Annotated in this window: 16 protein-coding genes; 3 read left to right on the top strand and 13 right to left on the bottom strand. The window is 47.5% G+C overall.

The window, feature by feature from the left end; translation table 11 throughout:
• Positions 1-532: 532 nt before the first annotated feature.
• A complete protein-coding gene (locus BM415_RS24745; protein WP_139236999.1) occupies positions 533-754 on the bottom strand; it encodes a hypothetical protein in 222 nt (73 codons plus the stop codon).
• 45 nt (positions 755-799) lie between these two features.
• On the opposite strand from BM415_RS24745, the gene BM415_RS15230 reads away from it, so the two are divergent.
• Positions 800-1891 carry a copper amine oxidase N-terminal domain-containing protein gene (locus BM415_RS15230; protein ID WP_091159532.1) on the top strand — a complete coding sequence of 364 codons (1092 nt, stop codon included), beginning with the start codon at positions 800-802 and terminating at the stop codon, positions 1889-1891.
• Between the two features lie 64 nt (positions 1892-1955).
• Here the strand turns inward: BM415_RS15230 and BM415_RS15225 are convergent, their stop codons facing one another.
• From BM415_RS15225 to BM415_RS15175, 12 genes are all read right to left on the bottom strand, one after another.
• A complete protein-coding gene (locus BM415_RS15225; RefSeq protein ID WP_244533409.1) occupies positions 1956-2942 on the bottom strand; it encodes a M15 family metallopeptidase in 987 nt (328 codons plus the stop codon).
• A gap of 106 nt (positions 2943-3048) precedes the next feature.
• On the bottom strand, positions 3049-3783 hold the full coding sequence (locus tag BM415_RS15220) for a hypothetical protein (protein WP_091159530.1): 735 nt from the start codon (positions 3781-3783) through the stop codon (positions 3049-3051).
• 30 nt (positions 3784-3813) lie between these two features.
• Positions 3814-6993 carry a DEAD/DEAH box helicase gene (locus BM415_RS15215; protein ID WP_091159528.1) on the bottom strand — a complete coding sequence of 1060 codons (3180 nt, stop codon included), beginning with the start codon at positions 6991-6993 and terminating at the stop codon, positions 3814-3816.
• 209 nt (positions 6994-7202) lie between these two features.
• A complete protein-coding gene (locus tag BM415_RS15210; RefSeq protein ID WP_091159527.1) occupies positions 7203-8468 on the bottom strand; it encodes an ABC transporter substrate-binding protein in 1266 nt (421 codons plus the stop codon).
• A gap of 51 nt (positions 8469-8519) precedes the next feature.
• Positions 8520-9356 carry a carbohydrate ABC transporter permease gene (locus BM415_RS15205; protein WP_091159525.1) on the bottom strand — a complete coding sequence of 279 codons (837 nt, stop codon included), beginning with the start codon at positions 9354-9356 and terminating at the stop codon, positions 8520-8522.
• Positions 9356-10237, bottom strand: coding sequence for a carbohydrate ABC transporter permease (locus tag BM415_RS15200; RefSeq protein ID WP_091159524.1), 882 nt, complete (start codon positions 10235-10237; stop codon positions 9356-9358). The genes BM415_RS15205 and BM415_RS15200 overlap by 1 nt, the downstream gene beginning before the upstream one ends.
• Positions 10238-10710: 473 nt before the next feature.
• Entirely contained in the window at positions 10711-11091 is a 381-nt protein-coding gene (locus BM415_RS15195; protein ID WP_091159522.1) for a RidA family protein, read from the bottom strand.
• Between the two features lie 74 nt (positions 11092-11165).
• A complete protein-coding gene (locus tag BM415_RS15190) occupies positions 11166-11843 on the bottom strand; it encodes an oxidoreductase (protein ID WP_091159520.1) in 678 nt (225 codons plus the stop codon).
• 138 nt (positions 11844-11981) lie between these two features.
• Complete coding sequence (locus BM415_RS15185) at positions 11982-12182, bottom strand: CsbD family protein (RefSeq protein ID WP_091159519.1); 201 nt, start codon at positions 12180-12182, stop codon at positions 11982-11984.
• 125 nt (positions 12183-12307) lie between these two features.
• Entirely contained in the window at positions 12308-13723 is a 1416-nt protein-coding gene (locus tag BM415_RS15180; protein WP_244533408.1) for an HD-GYP domain-containing protein, read from the bottom strand.
• A 727-nt stretch (positions 13724-14450) separates the two neighbouring features.
• A complete protein-coding gene (locus BM415_RS25350; protein ID WP_211753669.1) occupies positions 14451-14582 on the bottom strand; it encodes a YjcZ family sporulation protein in 132 nt (43 codons plus the stop codon).
• Positions 14583-14658: 76 nt separating this feature from the next.
• Entirely contained in the window at positions 14659-15255 is a 597-nt protein-coding gene (locus tag BM415_RS15175; RefSeq protein WP_091159517.1) for a hypothetical protein, read from the bottom strand.
• A gap of 122 nt (positions 15256-15377) precedes the next feature.
• On the opposite strand from BM415_RS15175, the gene BM415_RS15170 reads away from it, so the two are divergent.
• Both BM415_RS15170 and BM415_RS15165 read left to right on the top strand, forming a co-directional pair.
• Complete coding sequence (locus BM415_RS15170; RefSeq protein WP_091159515.1) at positions 15378-15575, top strand: hypothetical protein; 198 nt, start codon at positions 15378-15380, stop codon at positions 15573-15575.
• A 309-nt stretch (positions 15576-15884) separates the two neighbouring features.
• Complete coding sequence (locus BM415_RS15165) at positions 15885-16082, top strand: hypothetical protein (RefSeq protein ID WP_091159514.1); 198 nt, start codon at positions 15885-15887, stop codon at positions 16080-16082.
• Positions 16083-16149: the final 67 nt, after the last annotated feature.

The raw sequence follows: 16149 nt of genomic DNA, 5'->3' as shown, positions 1-16149 counted from the left end.
AAACTCGCAAAAAGGTATTTTAGTCAACTATATACACCTCATGGCATGTTCTTGCGAGCAGATGAACAGAGTATCTTTAAAGAATCTGAGATAGCAAGAAAGTTAGATCAAATCGGACCTAATACGAATCAACTAATTTTTGAAGCCGAGTTTCTTTTAAAAGTAGATGAATCAACATTTCTTGAATCGTACCCCAATTCGTTACTCTTAAATGAAACAGATGAAAACCCGACTGATACTGATGTTCCATCAAGTTAAGTTTATCAAAATAGTAATTTCATAAAGAAGGAGCCATTGTTTTCGACAATGGCTCCTTCTTGGCCTTCTTGTTTTACTTAATTATTGATTGATCCATATCCACTAGCAGTTGTAGTTCCAATATTGTTTATTTGCAAAGCATAAGTACCTTCGCCTTGACGATAGGATGGAGGCAGATATATGTCCACGTCCCTCCCTCCGATTCTTTCTTGCTTATAGGTTTCTCTCATCTGTCTCTATTCTCCTCGCTATCTTAAAACAGGGTATTATGAAATTAATGAAATGGATTCATATATCCTCTAATTGTATTTTTAAGCGGCAGCAACATCCATGGACTATGCACGGAAGATAAAGAGTATTGTGGATGGGGCAAAGTGACCAATTTAGAGCGAATTGCAACTTCCATTCCGATGACTTCGTCTAAGAACTTGTCGACAGCTGGATCGAATACTGCTGCTTCACCATGATCACTACCGAAGCTATCGCATGTTCTCACGGCTGAGTAACACTTACATCAAGACGAAGGAGAGATTAAGATCTTATGAACAAGAAAATGAAAACCGGCGCAGCTGCACTAGCACTTACCGCAGCCCTGAGCAGCGGATATGTATACGCTAACGCCGACGCCCCCGTATCTGTCTCAAGCTCAGCGGCAAGCAAGGTAAGCATTACAGTCAACGGACAAGCCATTGACGCAGGGTATGTTCTGGCTGATGCCGAGCATCCAATGATTCCTGTTCGTGCCCTTGCAGAGGCGCTTGGCATGGAGCTCACATGGGTGAAGGATAGCAAAACAGCGGAATTAACAAAAGGCAATGTATGGACTGCCATAGCAACAGGTAAAGATCAGTATAATGTGAACCGCATGTACGTCGAGCTTGGACAAGTACCGGTCATCGCCCAGGGCAAACAATACGTTCCTCTAAACTTCGCAAGTGAAGTACTGCATGCCAATGTCAAGACGGAAGGAGCCTCAGTAACGATTACAACAGAAGAAGTGCAGGAATTTACAACATCGGTTGGTGTAGTTACTTATGCTGACGATTCCAGAGTTCATATTAACGGAGTCGGACCAGAAAGCTTAATCCTGAATGCAAATGAGGACACAGAATACCTGCTTGCGGATGGAACCAGCCTAAGCATCACAGATCTACAAGTCGGAGATCAGGTGGAAGCACAGCATTCCATCGCAATGGCACTCAGCATGCCTCCTCAATCTGCCGTCTACATAATTACAGTTACAGAGCAGGCTGAAGATAACCTCCACAGCGTTGAAGGTACAATCGGTGATATTCGTATAAATGATGACGGTGACCACAGTCTCCTCATCCAAAGCGGAATGCTTGCAGCGAACCCACAGTCTGAAATTGTACTGCAGATTAATGAGGATACTCAGGTCGTGAATACAAAAGGCGAGAAGGTTGATCCTGCATCCATTACGGACGAGGATTATGTAATCGGCTTCCACAATGGCGTTCTGACCCGCAGCCTGCCTCCAATCGGCAATGCAATCAAGATTGTTGTTGATTCGGTAGACGTCAGCCAGTCAGCTGAAGAGCCTGCTGAAGAAACTGCAGAAGCCGACGCTTCAGCGGATACGACAGAGACAATCAAGCCATTCCCAGCTGAATAATTTACAACAGACACATGACGAAAAAATAAGCTGGAGATCTTTATGGATCTCCAGCTTATGTTATTTACAGCTTAATATTCGCTTCGTCAAAGTACTCCTCTAGCGTAAGTCCGCTGGCAGCGATATCCGGTGCCAGTTCTTTACCCACATAACGGATGTGCCAAGGCTCGTATACATAGCCTGTCGTTTCTTCTCGTCCTTCCAGATAACGAATAATGAATCCAAATTCAGGTGCGTGCTCTGAAAGCCATTTACCTTCCTTGGTGTCGCCAAGGATTTCTTCCAATACATTTCCTACGCTTGGGCTGGATACATCAATAGACAGTCCGGTCTGATGCTCACTCTTCCCCGGCTGTGCGCTTACACGGAGCGCATATTCTTCGCCGTTGCGTTCTACACTGCTGTTGAATACGGCAACCTGACGATCATAAGAGCGATATCCTGATACCGCACGAAGCTCGATATTATCCTCTTCTGCTGCGGCAAACAGCTCCTCCAGCGCATCTGCAGCTTCTTGGCGCAGATGCCGCTTCTCATGAGGCTCATCGAATGAGAATGGAACGTCTGGCTCAACGAGATCTGTCGGCTCGTATCCATCGGGCAGACTCCGTTCTTTGTTAACGATGACCGTAATCGCATCCGGGTTAGTAACAACATTCTTGTCTCCAACGACTTCAACCGTGCTCTGCAGGGAGCTCGCAGCGCGAAGCGCCATAATGCTGTCTTCCTCTGCACTTCCCGTACCGTCATCCTGCCCTGCACCTTCCGAAGGCTCCTCGGCGTTATCGTCATTGTTATCTTCATTGCCGTTATTCTCTTCACCGTTCTCGTTCGCATCGTTATCCGCAGGTGCATCCTCATCTGAGTTGTCCGCAGGCGCATCTGGCGTTTCCTCCTGGGAAGGATTCTCCGGTGTTTCCGGCGCCGTCTGCGTCTGATCTTCCTGCGGATCTTCCCCGTTCCCGCAGCCTGCAAGCGCGAAGGCGGACAGCAGCATAACCGTCAACAGAACAATGGTCCAGCGTGGTTTCTTGGTTGTTGAAGTTGTCATCTTGTTATTTCCCCTATCCCAAAGTTATTGCTATTAAAATCTCCTCCCATTCATTATAGACCTATCGACATTGAGCTTCAAATCCTCATCCTGGTACATATCCAAGTTACTTCTTGACGGCCTTAAGATCTAATCCCTCTGCCCACTTGGACGCTCTCTCCGAAACTTGCTTGCGGATATCCTCTAAAGCTGCCTCCACAGGAACTGCCGGCACAAGCTGAGCAATGCCTGAAGATGGAGGAGTCAGCTCTTCAGGTGGAGTTAACTTCACTTTGATCCCTTCGAATTCATAACCAGGCATGTGAAGTGAACCATTCGCAGCTGCCTCGCCGATATAATCTAGAATAGCAGATGTATTGCCGCCTGCACGCTGGGTCTTGCGTTCCAGCAGCGACGCTGCCTGAGAAGCGCTGGTGGATACCGACTCAAGAGACCAGCCACGAAACACCTCAGTAAGCAGCTCTTCGCGTGTTAGGCCAAGCATATTAAGCAGCTTCAGCGTATTTGCAGCAGCCCATTCTACCGCCGATTGCTTTGCTTCTTCGATATGAGGGCATACGATGTGATTACAGGAGCAGCTTACATCTGCATTTTTCACCCAGGAAATCAGCCCCGAATTGATCATATCAGCCTTACCTCCTGCAAGAAGGCAGTACAAGGTATAGGCGTTTTCTTCCAGCTCTTCAAGGATTTCTGACTTTAGCTCTTCATTAGTTAACGTATATATTCCTCTGACCTCTACCTGTTGTTCTCGTGCTCGTGGATCATCTTCCGCTCTGCTCTGAATCATTGCCTTCCAGCCGTGAGGCTCCGGTTCAAAATGGTTTACTTGATAGGTCACTGCAGCCTCACCTCCTGTTTAATCCGTGTTCTATACCCACATCTCACCTTGAAGACTGACGAGGCCCTTCAGCTCATCATCGGACATTTCTGTAATCCAGGTCTCGCCTGAACCGACCACCTGCTCCGATAGTTGCTTCTTGCTCTCGATCAGCTCGTCAATCCGTTCCTCGAGCGTCCCTTGGCATATTAGCTTATGCACCTGGACATTTCGTTTCTGTCCAATGCGGAATACGCGATCCGTCGCCTGATTCTCCACCGCAGGATTCCACCAGCGATCATAATGGATGACATGGCTCGCATGAGTCAGGTTCAATCCTACCCCGCCTGCCCGCAAGGAGAGAACGAAAAGGGAAGGGCCATTCCCATTCTGAAATTGCTCCACCATTTCGTCTCGTTCCGCCTTCGAAACGCCCCCGTGAAGGAAGAAGGGCTTCTCATCATACCGCTGAGATAATTGCTGAACCAGAACCTCTCCCATCGACACATACTGGGTAAAAATAAGGGCTGCCTCGCCGTTATCACGAATCGCATCTGTCAGCTCCATCAGGCGTTCAAGCTTGCCTGACGCCTCTACGCGCCCCGCATCCTTACGGCTGTGATCAACCAGTACAGGATGGTCGCATATTTGCTTCAGCTTGGTCAAGGAGGATAATACAACGCCTTTGCGTGTAAACCCAGTTTGTCCTTCAATGCCCGTCAACAGCTGATCTACTACACCTTTGTATATAGCCGCCTGCTCCACTGTAAGTGAACAGTAGGATTTAAGCTCCAGCTTCTCTGGCAAATCCTTGCGAATATCCGGATCACTCTTCAGCCTTCTCAGCATAAATGGAGATACCAAACGATGAAGCTCTCGCAAAGACCCGGTCTCTTCCTGAGCGCCTATCGTATATCGCTGTCTAAACGACGCAGCCGTACCCAGATAGCCGGGATTTAGAAATTGAAAAATGGACCACAGCTCACTGAGCCTGTTCTCTACAGGCGTTCCTGTCATGGCAATCCGGTGCGGTGCAGACAGCTTCATGACGCTTTGCGCCTGCTTCGTTCGATAATTCTTAATATATTGCGCTTCATCCAGCACGACAGAGGACCACTCGATCGAGGCCAGATCGGCCCCATCTCTGCCTGCCAGATGATACGTCGTCAGAATAATATCATGCTCCCCAGCCTGCTTCCGAAATGCTTCTCCATGCAGTCTCTGTGTACCATGATGAATGTATAGATTAAAGTCGGGTGCAAAACGCTTAATTTCCCGCTGCCAATTTCCAAGCAGTGAGGTCGGACAGATGATCAGGGCCGGATGCTCCATATCGAATTCATCCTCCTCCAGTATATCGCCTTGACGACTGTCCAGCTCTCGCTCTGCTTCCCTCGCTTCTCGTGCCGCGAGCTTGGAATCCAGCAGACAGGTAATAACCTGTATGGTCTTCCCGAGGCCCATATCATCGGCAAGGCATACACCGAAGCCAAGATCACGCATGGCAGCAAGCCACTGATAGCCCCGCTGTTGATAAGGCCGCAGATTGCCATGAAGTGAAGCCGGCGTATCTCTGATCTGGGTTCGACTCAGCACCTGGCCATCCAGAAGAAAGGACAGCATGCCAAACGATTCAGTGCCAAAAATGGACATCCCTTTCCAGCTCGTTTCCTCATCTTCATCAACGGCCAGATGAATCCATTCGGACAGCGCCATGGAGCCTTCCTCATTTTTTTTCATAAAGCGCAGCACCTGGCGAATTTCTTTCGGATCAATCTCGATCCATTCTCCCCGGAACTCCACGAGCGGAATCGCAGATGCCGCAAGCTGTGCAAGCTCTTCCTTCGTTACCGGCATCCCGTTCAGGACAGCCTCTGCCTCAAACTTGACCAGCTGCTCCATCCCAAGGGTCGGCGCCTTCTGCGTACCCGGTGCCTCGCCATTCTGCAGCATTCTCAGCCGAAGCCCTGTCTTCCGCTTCCCTTCCCGACTCCAGCGGGAAGGCATTAGCACGGTAATTCCCAGCTGCTGGAGCTTGGGGACAGAAGAAGACATAAATTCATAAAATTGCTGCGTATCCATCTCGATCTCATGTGGAGACGCCCCCATAGCCGGCCGCAAACTAGGCGCAGCTTCACATGCTTTGCCTAAGGCGAGGAGCATCTGCTCCTGGACCCGGCTGTATTTTACCGTCCCCCGATCCACATCTGGTGAAGGATAGGCCCATATGGCCTCAATTGGCACCCGAAAATCAGCTTCGTTCTCACTCTCTGCCCAGAAGCTCACTTTCCATGCAGAAGAGCGCTCCAATTCAGACGGCTCCAGCCGTAAGCTCAGCTTTAGTATTCCATCCTCAGGACCGGAGGATTCTCCTATGATCACTGGGGGAGCGCTGTCTGAAGCCTGAGCCACGCTGTCTGTCAATTCCTCGATCTCTTGCACAGTAGCCTGCACACTCAGCTCACGCGAGCCTGTGAGCAGACTGTTCCACCACAATTCAGTGAGCGGAGAATACCCTCTTCTGTAATTAGCCCGATAACGAGACAGACTGCTCTCCACAGAGGCAATCTCGGCAGATACCGCTGCATGAATCGTTTGTCTGAGGAAAGAGTATAAGACAGCTGCTCCTGCTTCCTTCACTGTACCGACTTCGGATTCTGCGTACGCGCCGGATGCGGTCAGACAGATCGCAGGGATGGTTTCAGCCAGCTTCAGGAATCGTTCTGTATCGATAGGGTCTGTTATTTTGGGAAGCCACACAGCTGTTACAGCAGACTGATTGCCTCTGCGCCTTCCACCGGCCGAGGTCACAGGCGCTGTGCCTGGGGTAATTTGCCCTCGAATCAGCAGCTCCATTGCAAATCTAGCCGCTTTAGCCCAGTACTCCATCTCACTGCCAGGAGCGAAGCCTGCCTGCTCTGCCTCTTCCTTGTTCCAGCGAATCAGCAGCTCAAACGCATCTCTCGGAGCAAGCGCCAAGCCTTCCAGCGTCCGGCCAAATGCGGGCCGCTTCTTCCTCGAACCTGCACTTGCTTCCTGCTGAACCGATTTCTTCTGCCATCTCAGCTCAGCAAGACGCAGAGCGGCATGTTGAAATGGACGGTAGGTTCCGTCCTTCAGCTTCATTTTTCTTATTAAATGACTCCAAGCATCGACTTTTGGTTCCGATGTTTCCCCTGAAAAACAAAAAAACACATCTCCGAGCCATATTCCATAAAGTGGTTGATTCATCGTAAGTCACCCGTTAGCCCCTTTAGATTGTTACTCTCCATCATATACGAAAATCGCTCTTTTTAAAATTGTTAAGTCGAATTCAAGGGCGATCCCTTGGTTTGCTTGACTCATACCAGAAAAAAAGAGACAGCCCTTCAATTACGGAGCCGTCTCAAAGCTATCTCTTACTATCTCTCTATATCTTAATAACCACACCTTTGCTTCATTTACTCTTTGAGGCTGTCCCAGCTCTTCTGCATATCCTCCAGCAGCTTTGCTGGGTCCGGATTTGCAATGTAGGCCTGCATTACAGCACCATACTCCTGCGGTACACCTTCTGGAAAACGGTTGAAGTTCCAGCTCAGTACCTTATCCTGATCACTGTAATCTATAATATCAGCAGCCAAATCTCCAAGTACCTCACCATCCGCAGTCACACTCTTAAAGGCAGGAATAAATTTGAATTCCTCTGTCATATACCGCTTACCCGCATCCGAGGTTACGAGCCATTCCAAAAAGTCCTTCGCCTCTTCCTTCACCTCAGAGTTCTTGTTAATAACATAGTTGTTCGGCACGCCGACAAACAGTTTATCATACACCTCGGCATCATCTCCGATTGGCATTGGAAGAATACCGAGATTCAGATCCGGGTTGATGCCGTCAATCTGCACTTGTGTCCAGTTCCCCTGCTGCATCATTGCAGCCTCACCAGTAGCAAACAGGGTGACCTGGGTATTATAGTCCGTCGTCAGCGGGTTCTTATTCCCATAGGCAAGGGTCAGATCCAGCAGCTTAACCCAATCTTCAAAAATAGGGTTGCCCGGAATCGTCTCTGTCCCTTCATTCAGACCATCAATAAAAGCAACCGGGTCCGGCTGATGTGCAAATGGAACGTTGGCATTGTGATTCCCGAGCACCCACCATTCCTGATAGCCATTCGAGAATGGCACGATGCCGGCATCCTGCAGCTGCTGTGCCACCGCTTCAAGCTCGGTCAGCGTCTTCGGAAGCTCGGTAATGCCTGCCTGCTCGAACAAATCCTTGTTATAAATAAATCCATAACCTTCAAGCCCGAGCGGCTGACCATACAGCTTCCCATCCTTTGTCATCGGCTCTTTGGCCACTTCGATGATATCATCTACCCAGGGCTCATTTGACAGATCCTCAAGAGAATCAATCCATGTGTCCAGCTCACGATATCCGGCAACGTTGAAGATATCCGGATGCTCTGTACCTGCAAACTTGGTCTTCAGCGCCGCACTATAGTCACTACCTCCGCCGACTGTCTCAATTTCAATATTGATATCCGGATGCTCCTCCTCATATTCAGCAATAAGCCGATCGAAGGCCTCCGCAATTTCCACCTTGTATTGAAAAATCTTAATCGTCGTCTTTCCATCCTCAGCACCGCTGCCTGACCCTCCGCCGCAGCCGGATAGAACGACAGCACATACAAATACCAGCGTAAACAAGAATAGTCCCTTTTTCTTCAAGACGAATTCCTCCTCATATGAATTAACGTGATTGATTCACGAAATCGAAGCCTAACCTTTGACCGAGCCTGCCGTAATCCCCTGAATAATGTGCTTCTGCATCAGGAGGAAGAACAGGATGATCGGTGTGATCCCCAGGACCAGTGCAGGCAGCGCGAGATCCCATTGCTTGGTGTATTGACCGAAGAAGGCGTAGGTTGCAATCGGGATCGTATGCAGCTCAGCGTCCTGCAGCACAATGGAGGGCAGCAAGTAGTCATTCCAAATCCACAGTGTATTCAAGATGATAATCGTGACATACATCGGCCGCATGAGCGGATAGACAATTCGGAAAAATACGCCGTAAGCGTTGCTGCCATCCACTCTTGCTGCCTCCTCGATCTCTACAGGCACCGATTTGACAAATCCGTGGAATAGGAATACCGACATCGGAACCCCGAAGCCGAGGTAGCAAATGATAAGCCCCCAATGGCTGTTCATAATCCCGACCGTGCTTGTCACTTTGACGAGTGGGATCATGATCGATTGAAACGGAATGACCATCGCTGCAACGAACAGTGTAAACAACACACGATTGAATCGGGTATTGTGCCTAACCATCCGATATGCAGTCATCGAGCTGATCAGCACAAGCAGCAAATTACTGATAACGGTTACAATTAAAGAATTCGTGAGCACCTTGGGAAAGTTGGTTATCTCCCACGCTCTTTGATAATTGCCCCACTCGAACGCTTGCGGCCAGGAGGCTGCATTGGTCAGCAGATCGCCGAAGGTTTTGACAGAATTCACAAACAAGAAATAGAAAGGAACAAGAAACACGAGAGCCAGTAGAATCATTATAATTTCGGTGATTAAGGTGCTTATCCGATAGCTTTTTGCAGATTCCATTATGCTTCAACCTCCTTGCTCTTCGTCAACCGAACCTGGATGAACGTGATCATGGCCACGATAATGAAGAAGATCAAAGCTTTTGCCGTACCGAGTCCGTACCTGCCGTTCACGAACGCCTCGTTGTAAATGTTCAGTGCCACCGATTCGGTTGAACGGAATGGTCCTCCCTTCGTGAGAGACAGGTTCAGGTCAAACATTTTGAAGGACCAGGAGATGGCGAGGAACAAACATACAGTAACCCCTGGCATAATGAGCGGCACGATAATACTCTTCAGAATCTGTCCCTTGCTCGCGCCATCGATTTGAGCCGCCTCAATTACTTCATGCGGTATGTTATTCAGCGAAGATATGTAGATTACCATCAGATATCCGGCCGTCTGCCATACAAAGACGATGACAATCGCCCAGAAGGCCGTCGCCTCATCTCCAAGCCAAGGGAGATTAAAGAAGGCGAGTCCCGTCGCTTCCCCAACGGATGCGAATCCGCGGACAAAAATGAACTGCCAGATAAATCCGAGAAGCAGTCCGCCGATAACATTCGGCATGAAGAAGATCGTACGCAGGACATTTTTGGTCTTGAGCGGCCTTGTCAGGAAATAAGCAAGGAAAAAGCCGAGTACGTTCGTCAGCAGCACACCAGCAAGTGTGAACCAAGCTGTAAACGTAAAGGATTTTAGAAAGGCGGGATCATCCGTAAATATCTTTTGAAAATTGGATAAGCCTGCCCATGTGGGCTCGCTTGCTGCACCATTCCAATTCGTGAAGGAATAGTACATTCCCAGCAGGAACGGAGCCACAATAATGAGGAGGAAAAACACGAGTGAAGGACCTACAAAGACAAGCTGCTGCAGCCACTGTGAAGACCTTTTGCTAATCACGCTGGCCAGCCCCCTTTCAGTGCTTTATTGTATCTCTAACTATCTTTAACCCATATGAATGGAAATGAATGAACATTACGGAAAATTAAAACTTTCGATGCAGGTCATTACATGTCTGCTCATTTGCATACACTTATTTTGAATGTGAAATTATTGGGTAAGGATATACACGAGCACTTAATTAACCCTATAGTCAAGTATCATACTTACGAGGAGGGTTTCATGCTGCTCACTACTAACCGGAATCCTTATAAATGGCTTAACGTGATCGGAGTTGTACTCGGATGGGTTTGGCGACCTCTGTAGCTTATACGGCTGCCGGGATTGCGGCATTACTGCGGATCTACTCTATCTGGCTGTTCTTTAAGAAAAGATAACAGCAGGCACAAATAAGAGAAGGACCGTCTGCCATGTCAAATCAGGGCAAGTGGTCCTTCTCTTATTTTGCTTCCATATTCACGTATAAACGCTTGTTATTTCTTCAGCGTAATCGTCTCGATTTCTACCAATGCATCCTTCGGCAGACGAGCTACCTCAACCGCACTGCGTGCAGGATAAGGCTGGTTGAAGAACGAGCTGTACACCTCATTTACACGGGCGAAATCATTCATGTCCTTCAGGAATACCGTCGTCTTCACCACTTGGTCCAAGCTTGCGCCTGCAGCTTCAAGAATGGCCTTCACATTCTCAAGGGACAGACGCGCCTGTTCCTCAACCGTATCACCAAATTCACCTGTCTGTGCATTAATTCCAAGCTGTCCGGACGTAAATATAAAACCGCCCGCTTCAACCGCTTGGCTGTATGGCCCAATGGCTCCAGGTGCATTTTCTGTGGAAATCGGGTTCTTACTCATATGTATCTCCTCCTCTATATGTTTGTTTATCCAAGCATTTCTATAGTCATTGTAGTCAAAGCACGCAGGCTTGTCTATTTTTGTTGTTCTGCCAGCTTCCAGATGTCCTTGTTCGAGTGGCGGTACACCCCGCTCTGATCTCGCAGTGCAGCTCTAATCATTGCTTTTGCAACATGAGCGCACGGGACAGCTCGGTACTCCCGTCCTCTTCCTTTGCGAAGCAGTGGATCGGCAAGCGTCAGTACCCATTCACCTATCTTCTCCCCTGTACGCTTCTCTTCTCTGTCGCCAAGCAGCAAGGAGGGTCTAAGAAAATGAATGCCGCGATAGCCCAGTCTCGCGATGTCGTCCTCAAACTCTCCCTTGGTTCGGGTGTAGAAGACACGTGAGGTGCTGTCGGCTCCCATGGATGTGACGGCAATCATCTGCCGCGCCCCATGAGACAGCGCAAGCCTGGCGGCAGTAACGGGATATTCCAGATCAACCTTGCGAAACGCCGCCTGTGAGCCCGCCTTCTTGATGGTGGTGCCCATACAGCAGAACAATTCGTCCACTCCGATGAAGGCCTCTTCATGCTGTTCAAGCTCATCCCAATTGACCATCACCTGTGACAGTTTAGGGTGGGATATCGGAAGCTCCTGTCTCACGAGCGCGGTAACCTGTTCATATTCATCATGCGCAAGCAGCTGTGATACGAGCTGCTTGCCAACCAATCCAGTTGCCCCAATGACTAATCCTTTTCGTCGTCCCACGAGCTAATACCTCCTGACAAACTTACTTTTCCCTATCATAACATGCAAAGAGAGCACAAATCCTCTATCGGATCTGCGCTCTCTTATTTTGAAAAAAACGATTAAAGCTTCTTTATAAAATGACTGAATCAGTTATGATTAACGGTACGTTCTGCTCCAGTTATCATATTCCTTCTCGGCTTCGTCGCGGGAATGACCATATCGCTCCTGAAGCTTGCCGACCAGCTTATCCTTCTCACCAGCGATGACATCCAGATCATCATCTGTCAGCTTACCCCATTGCTTCTTGGCCTCGCCCTTCACTTGATTCCATTTTCCTTTAAATACGTTGTTATCCATTCTTCTCATCTCCTTGTCTGTATGGTGATTCCCAAGCTCCTAGAGACTAGAAAGTATGTCACCAGCGTGTTATATTCTTAACCCGATTTCGGGTCGTTGAATCGACAGGGTATGAGATGAAGTTCTTAACAGCAGGATGGTCTGCAACGATACTGATCTACAAATATGCCTGCAATAATTGGGTCCCACTGCGTTCCTCTGCCCTGCTCCAGGATAGAAATAGCCTCCTCATCCTTCATTCCTTTACGGTAAGGTCTGTCTGAGGTCATGGCATCAAAGGCATCTGCCACTGCGATAATCCGGCCAGATAGAGGAATCCTCTCTCCCGCCAGCTGATCCGGATAACCCTTGCCATCATAACGCTCATGATGGGAACGTACTCCGGACAGAAAAGGCTTAATGGACTGCGCCGGCTGTACATGCTGAAGTATATGTTCGCCAAGCACCGGATGACGCTGAATCGTCAGATATTCCTCTTCACTCAGCTTACCTTCCTTAAGCAGCACCATATCGGGAATGCCTACTTTGCCGATGTCATGGATAAGCGCGGTTTTGTAGAGAATATCAAGCTCATCCTCCGCAAGCCCCAGCTTGCGGCCAATCATAACCGAGTATTCTGCTACACGCATGGAATGACCTGCTGTATAAGGATCTCTGGCGTCCAGCGCTGCCGATAATGTACTAAAGTAGCTGTCCTGCAGCTGCTTCACCAGCTCATCTCTTTGCTTCAGCTCAAGACTTAAGTTCGTTAGGCTCGCATTCAGCTGTTCTGCAGGCTGAGCCGTATCTCGTATAAGAAGGCGAGCTGCAAACATAGACAAGCCGATGCCAAGCAGCAGATACCATGCTCCAATTCCGGTGCAGTCTATCATAACCGTTTCAGAGAAATAAAATAGACGAAATTCAGTTATAAGGAACATAAGCAGCAATAAAGGAAACATGGCGATAAAGATCATACTCATTCCGATTTTGGTACCAAGAGACGCCGGCAGCTTTCCGATGTGAGACAGCTTGGTTCCGCTTGCTGCCGCTTTATTTCTAACTGCTGATATGTAAGGTCCAATCACTCTCGTTGTTGTGATAAATTCAATGATTGCATGAAGGTAAGAAACAAAAAAAAGGCTTATTACAATATATAAAGTATGTATAAATGACAGATGGAGAAGATCTGATCGCTTCAGAATCGTGGTTAGCAGCACGACCGGCAAAGACAAACAAATATAATGCGGAAACAGCATCCGACAGAAGGCGTAAGTCGGCAGATTGTGGAGGAAATCATACGCTTGTTGAAGATCAGTGCCCGATTCAGCTTGAAGCTGTATATCTCTGTACGGTCTAACCTGTTTGAAGATAAGGTATATTCCGATCAGCAGCGTAAAAAGTAATGTTGCAGTCAAGATCACTGCCAAAAGACAGGACTCTGCTGCACGCATATGAAGCGTTGAAGACAGTATAGACAGAAGCGCCAGTACAGAAGTTGCAGCCCAGCCTACGATGTAGTTTATAGCTAATCTTTTGCGCAGCGCTCGATACCGTTGCAAGATGAATACAACCTCGCTTTCTGTAGAAGCTTGTTCTCAATATATATTATAGCCGAGGAGTCCCATTTTCGAGAATAAGCTTTTTCCTGTTTTCCCTGTATTAGCTCTGTGTTTGTAAATTGCTGTAATATATGATATAGTAGATTATATTATGAATATTTAACCCCATTACATTCCTCTTGTAGGTCATGCATATATTCGCGGCTGACATAAGAATAATGCATCTGACCCTGACCATGATAACTCTTATTTAACCCCATGGAGTAATCGCGTTATAACCCAAACACGAGAATTTATGTTTTCATTCAAACTGGCGCGGTCATCGGAGCCGTAAGGACAAAAGAGAGGTAGGGCTTTTGTTGTATGAAATTTAAGTAGAGGAATAAGGTGCAGCTGTAGTTTCTACGCTAACTACGAATAGCAGCATTATATTAGGTTAAATATATATTGCTCAACCAAGCCGCTTTTGATTATTGAAACGAGGGCGACCTTGGGAGCACAAACATTAAGCCCCCGAGCATTTGTCGCACGGGGGCTGTCCAACGTTCATGGAATGTATAACTCGCACTGATCGAAGTCACATTGTTATGAGCTGCGCTCTCTGCTATTTAGAGATGACGATGTACGACAATTCGAGAAGTTAGATCCCATTGTTGTAATCTCTGCTAAAACTTCAGGCCTGCCCATACAAGCAGGCAGACCCAAAGTTTATATCATGGTCAAATCATTACCAGCAGAAAGCTTTAACGATAATAACCAAGAGAATAAACAATACCAAGATTGCACCGATGGATTTGCCACTTTCGTAACCGCCGAAGCCGCCTACTTGGCCGCCATATCCGTATCCTACTTCGCTCATTGTAACTCCTCCTTTACTGTGTACTACATTCATACCATATGTTGCTCGGCTGCATTGCGACCGGGCTAATTGTCTTTTATTTATTGTCCACTGTCATTGAACCAGAATGCGATGGTGGCCTGTAACCAGGACGGGGCCAGTGAGGCGGGTGCTGCGGATGCGGTGGATGCTGAGGTCCTGCTTGGGGATTTAGTCCATTCGGGTGATGTGGATGAGGTAGGCCGGATTTCGTATCAACACCTTGCGCGGGAGGCGAGCCAGTCTTGTCATTGGGACCCGGCGGCAAAGCTTGCACTGTTTGATTCATATCAGCAGGAGCGGTATGACCCAGATTCATTTGCTTCAATCTCTGCCCAAGCTCCCCCAATGCGGACTTATAATTCTTCGGCAGATTGAGCTGGTCGGATTGATCAAGAAACTGCACGATAAGACTATGCATTTTGTGCTTCTTCTCAGGCTTCACATCTTTGAAGATGTCGATAACTCCATCCTTCATCTCCAATAACGTATTGCATAGGGCCAAGAATTGCTCTGAAGACATATTTTCCAGCAGCTTTGGCGACAAAAGAGAAAATGCATTAGAAGCAGCTTCGCTCTTTGCTGACTTCTTTGTCCTTTTTCGAATCGGAGCCTTAGACACTTTCTTTCTTGTACCGTTTCGTTGTTTATTCATGGGCTTCTCTCCTTTCGGGCACATATCACTTGGGAAAGCACCCTTTTTTAGAACGCCTCCCTATGAGTATTCATAAACTAGAAGAAAGAACGGAGGCATCTTGAGTAAAGAGGGTGAGATGGATGAAAAAAAGCAGCACATCAAGCAAGAATAGAATCAATAATGGCAACAATAATGGCAACAATATGGAAGCTGAAACAACTAAAATCGAGCACTTAGCCCTTATCGCCGCTATCCTTGCATTCATTGCCGCAGGCATTGGACTGTATATAGCAATGAAAGATCTGTACCTGCCGTACGTGACAGAGGTTATCACATGATGTAGAGTATTCACAGTACCTAGAGTAGCTTATGCGAACCCTCAGCAATTGATATGGGCAGTCATTTCACTATAAAGCGAATAATAGCGGGAAAGTTTCGAGGTTTTTATAGTTCGTTCTATATGGCTCGAGCTTATCCCGCATTTTCGCATAACCGAAATCTGCGTCCTTAGGAAGAGTGAGGATGTTTTTTGTCTTAAATTTAAGTATAATCAAATTACTTAACTGTTTTTTTGTTCCATTATTATCATTTGCGACCATCTAGTCGATACATAGAGTATGTAATATTTTTGGAATGGAGGGATTCTCATGCTTGACACACTGAAATACGCAGAAGATAAAGGATACAGCGTATGCTTGGTTATGCAGAACGGCACATCCTACTTTGGTGAAATCGAAATATGCCCTGATTCAGAGAACCTGGTCATTATCTGTGACCAAGGACGAATATCAGCTAATATACATGATATTAAACACTCCTCTACCATCGTTGCTGCTCACTTCTAAGTTTCGATTCACATCTTTGCACAAAATTTTACAACAAGATATTTACATACAGCTTCTAAATTCATAC

The sequence above is a fragment of the Paenibacillus sp. 453mf genome (assembly GCF_900116105.1).
In the GTDB taxonomy this organism is placed as follows: Bacteria; Bacillota; Bacilli; order Paenibacillales; family Paenibacillaceae; genus Paenibacillus; species Paenibacillus provencensis.
Note: the sequence above shows the minus strand (reverse complement) of the source record. Positions and strands in the feature narration are given on the sequence as shown.

Excerpts from the sequence above, each read along its gene's own strand:
- BM415_RS15175 (WP_091159517.1), bottom strand. The coding sequence starts at position 15,255 with ATGAATAAACAACGAAACGGTACAAGAAAGAAAGTGTCTAAGGCTCCG.
- BM415_RS15205 (WP_091159525.1), bottom strand. The coding sequence starts at position 9,356 with ATGGAATCTGCAAAAAGCTATCGGATAAGCACCTTAATCACCGAAATT.
- BM415_RS25350 (WP_211753669.1), bottom strand. The coding sequence starts at position 14,582 with ATGAGCGAAGTAGGATACGGATATGGCGGCCAAGTAGGCGGCTTCGGC.
- BM415_RS15195 (WP_091159522.1), bottom strand. The coding sequence starts at position 11,091 with ATGAGTAAGAACCCGATTTCCACAGAAAATGCACCTGGAGCCATTGGG.
- BM415_RS15185 (WP_091159519.1), bottom strand. The coding sequence starts at position 12,182 with ATGGATAACAACGTATTTAAAGGAAAATGGAATCAAGTGAAGGGCGAG.
- BM415_RS15165 (WP_091159514.1), top strand. The coding sequence starts at position 15,885 with ATGCTTGACACACTGAAATACGCAGAAGATAAAGGATACAGCGTATGC.
- BM415_RS15215 (WP_091159528.1), bottom strand. The coding sequence starts at position 6,993 with ATGAATCAACCACTTTATGGAATATGGCTCGGAGATGTGTTTTTTTGT.
- BM415_RS15230 (WP_091159532.1), top strand. The coding sequence starts at position 800 with ATGAACAAGAAAATGAAAACCGGCGCAGCTGCACTAGCACTTACCGCA.
- BM415_RS15170 (WP_091159515.1), top strand. The coding sequence starts at position 15,378 with ATGAAAAAAAGCAGCACATCAAGCAAGAATAGAATCAATAATGGCAAC.
- BM415_RS15225 (WP_244533409.1), bottom strand. The coding sequence starts at position 2,942 with ATGACAACTTCAACAACCAAGAAACCACGCTGGACCATTGTTCTGTTG.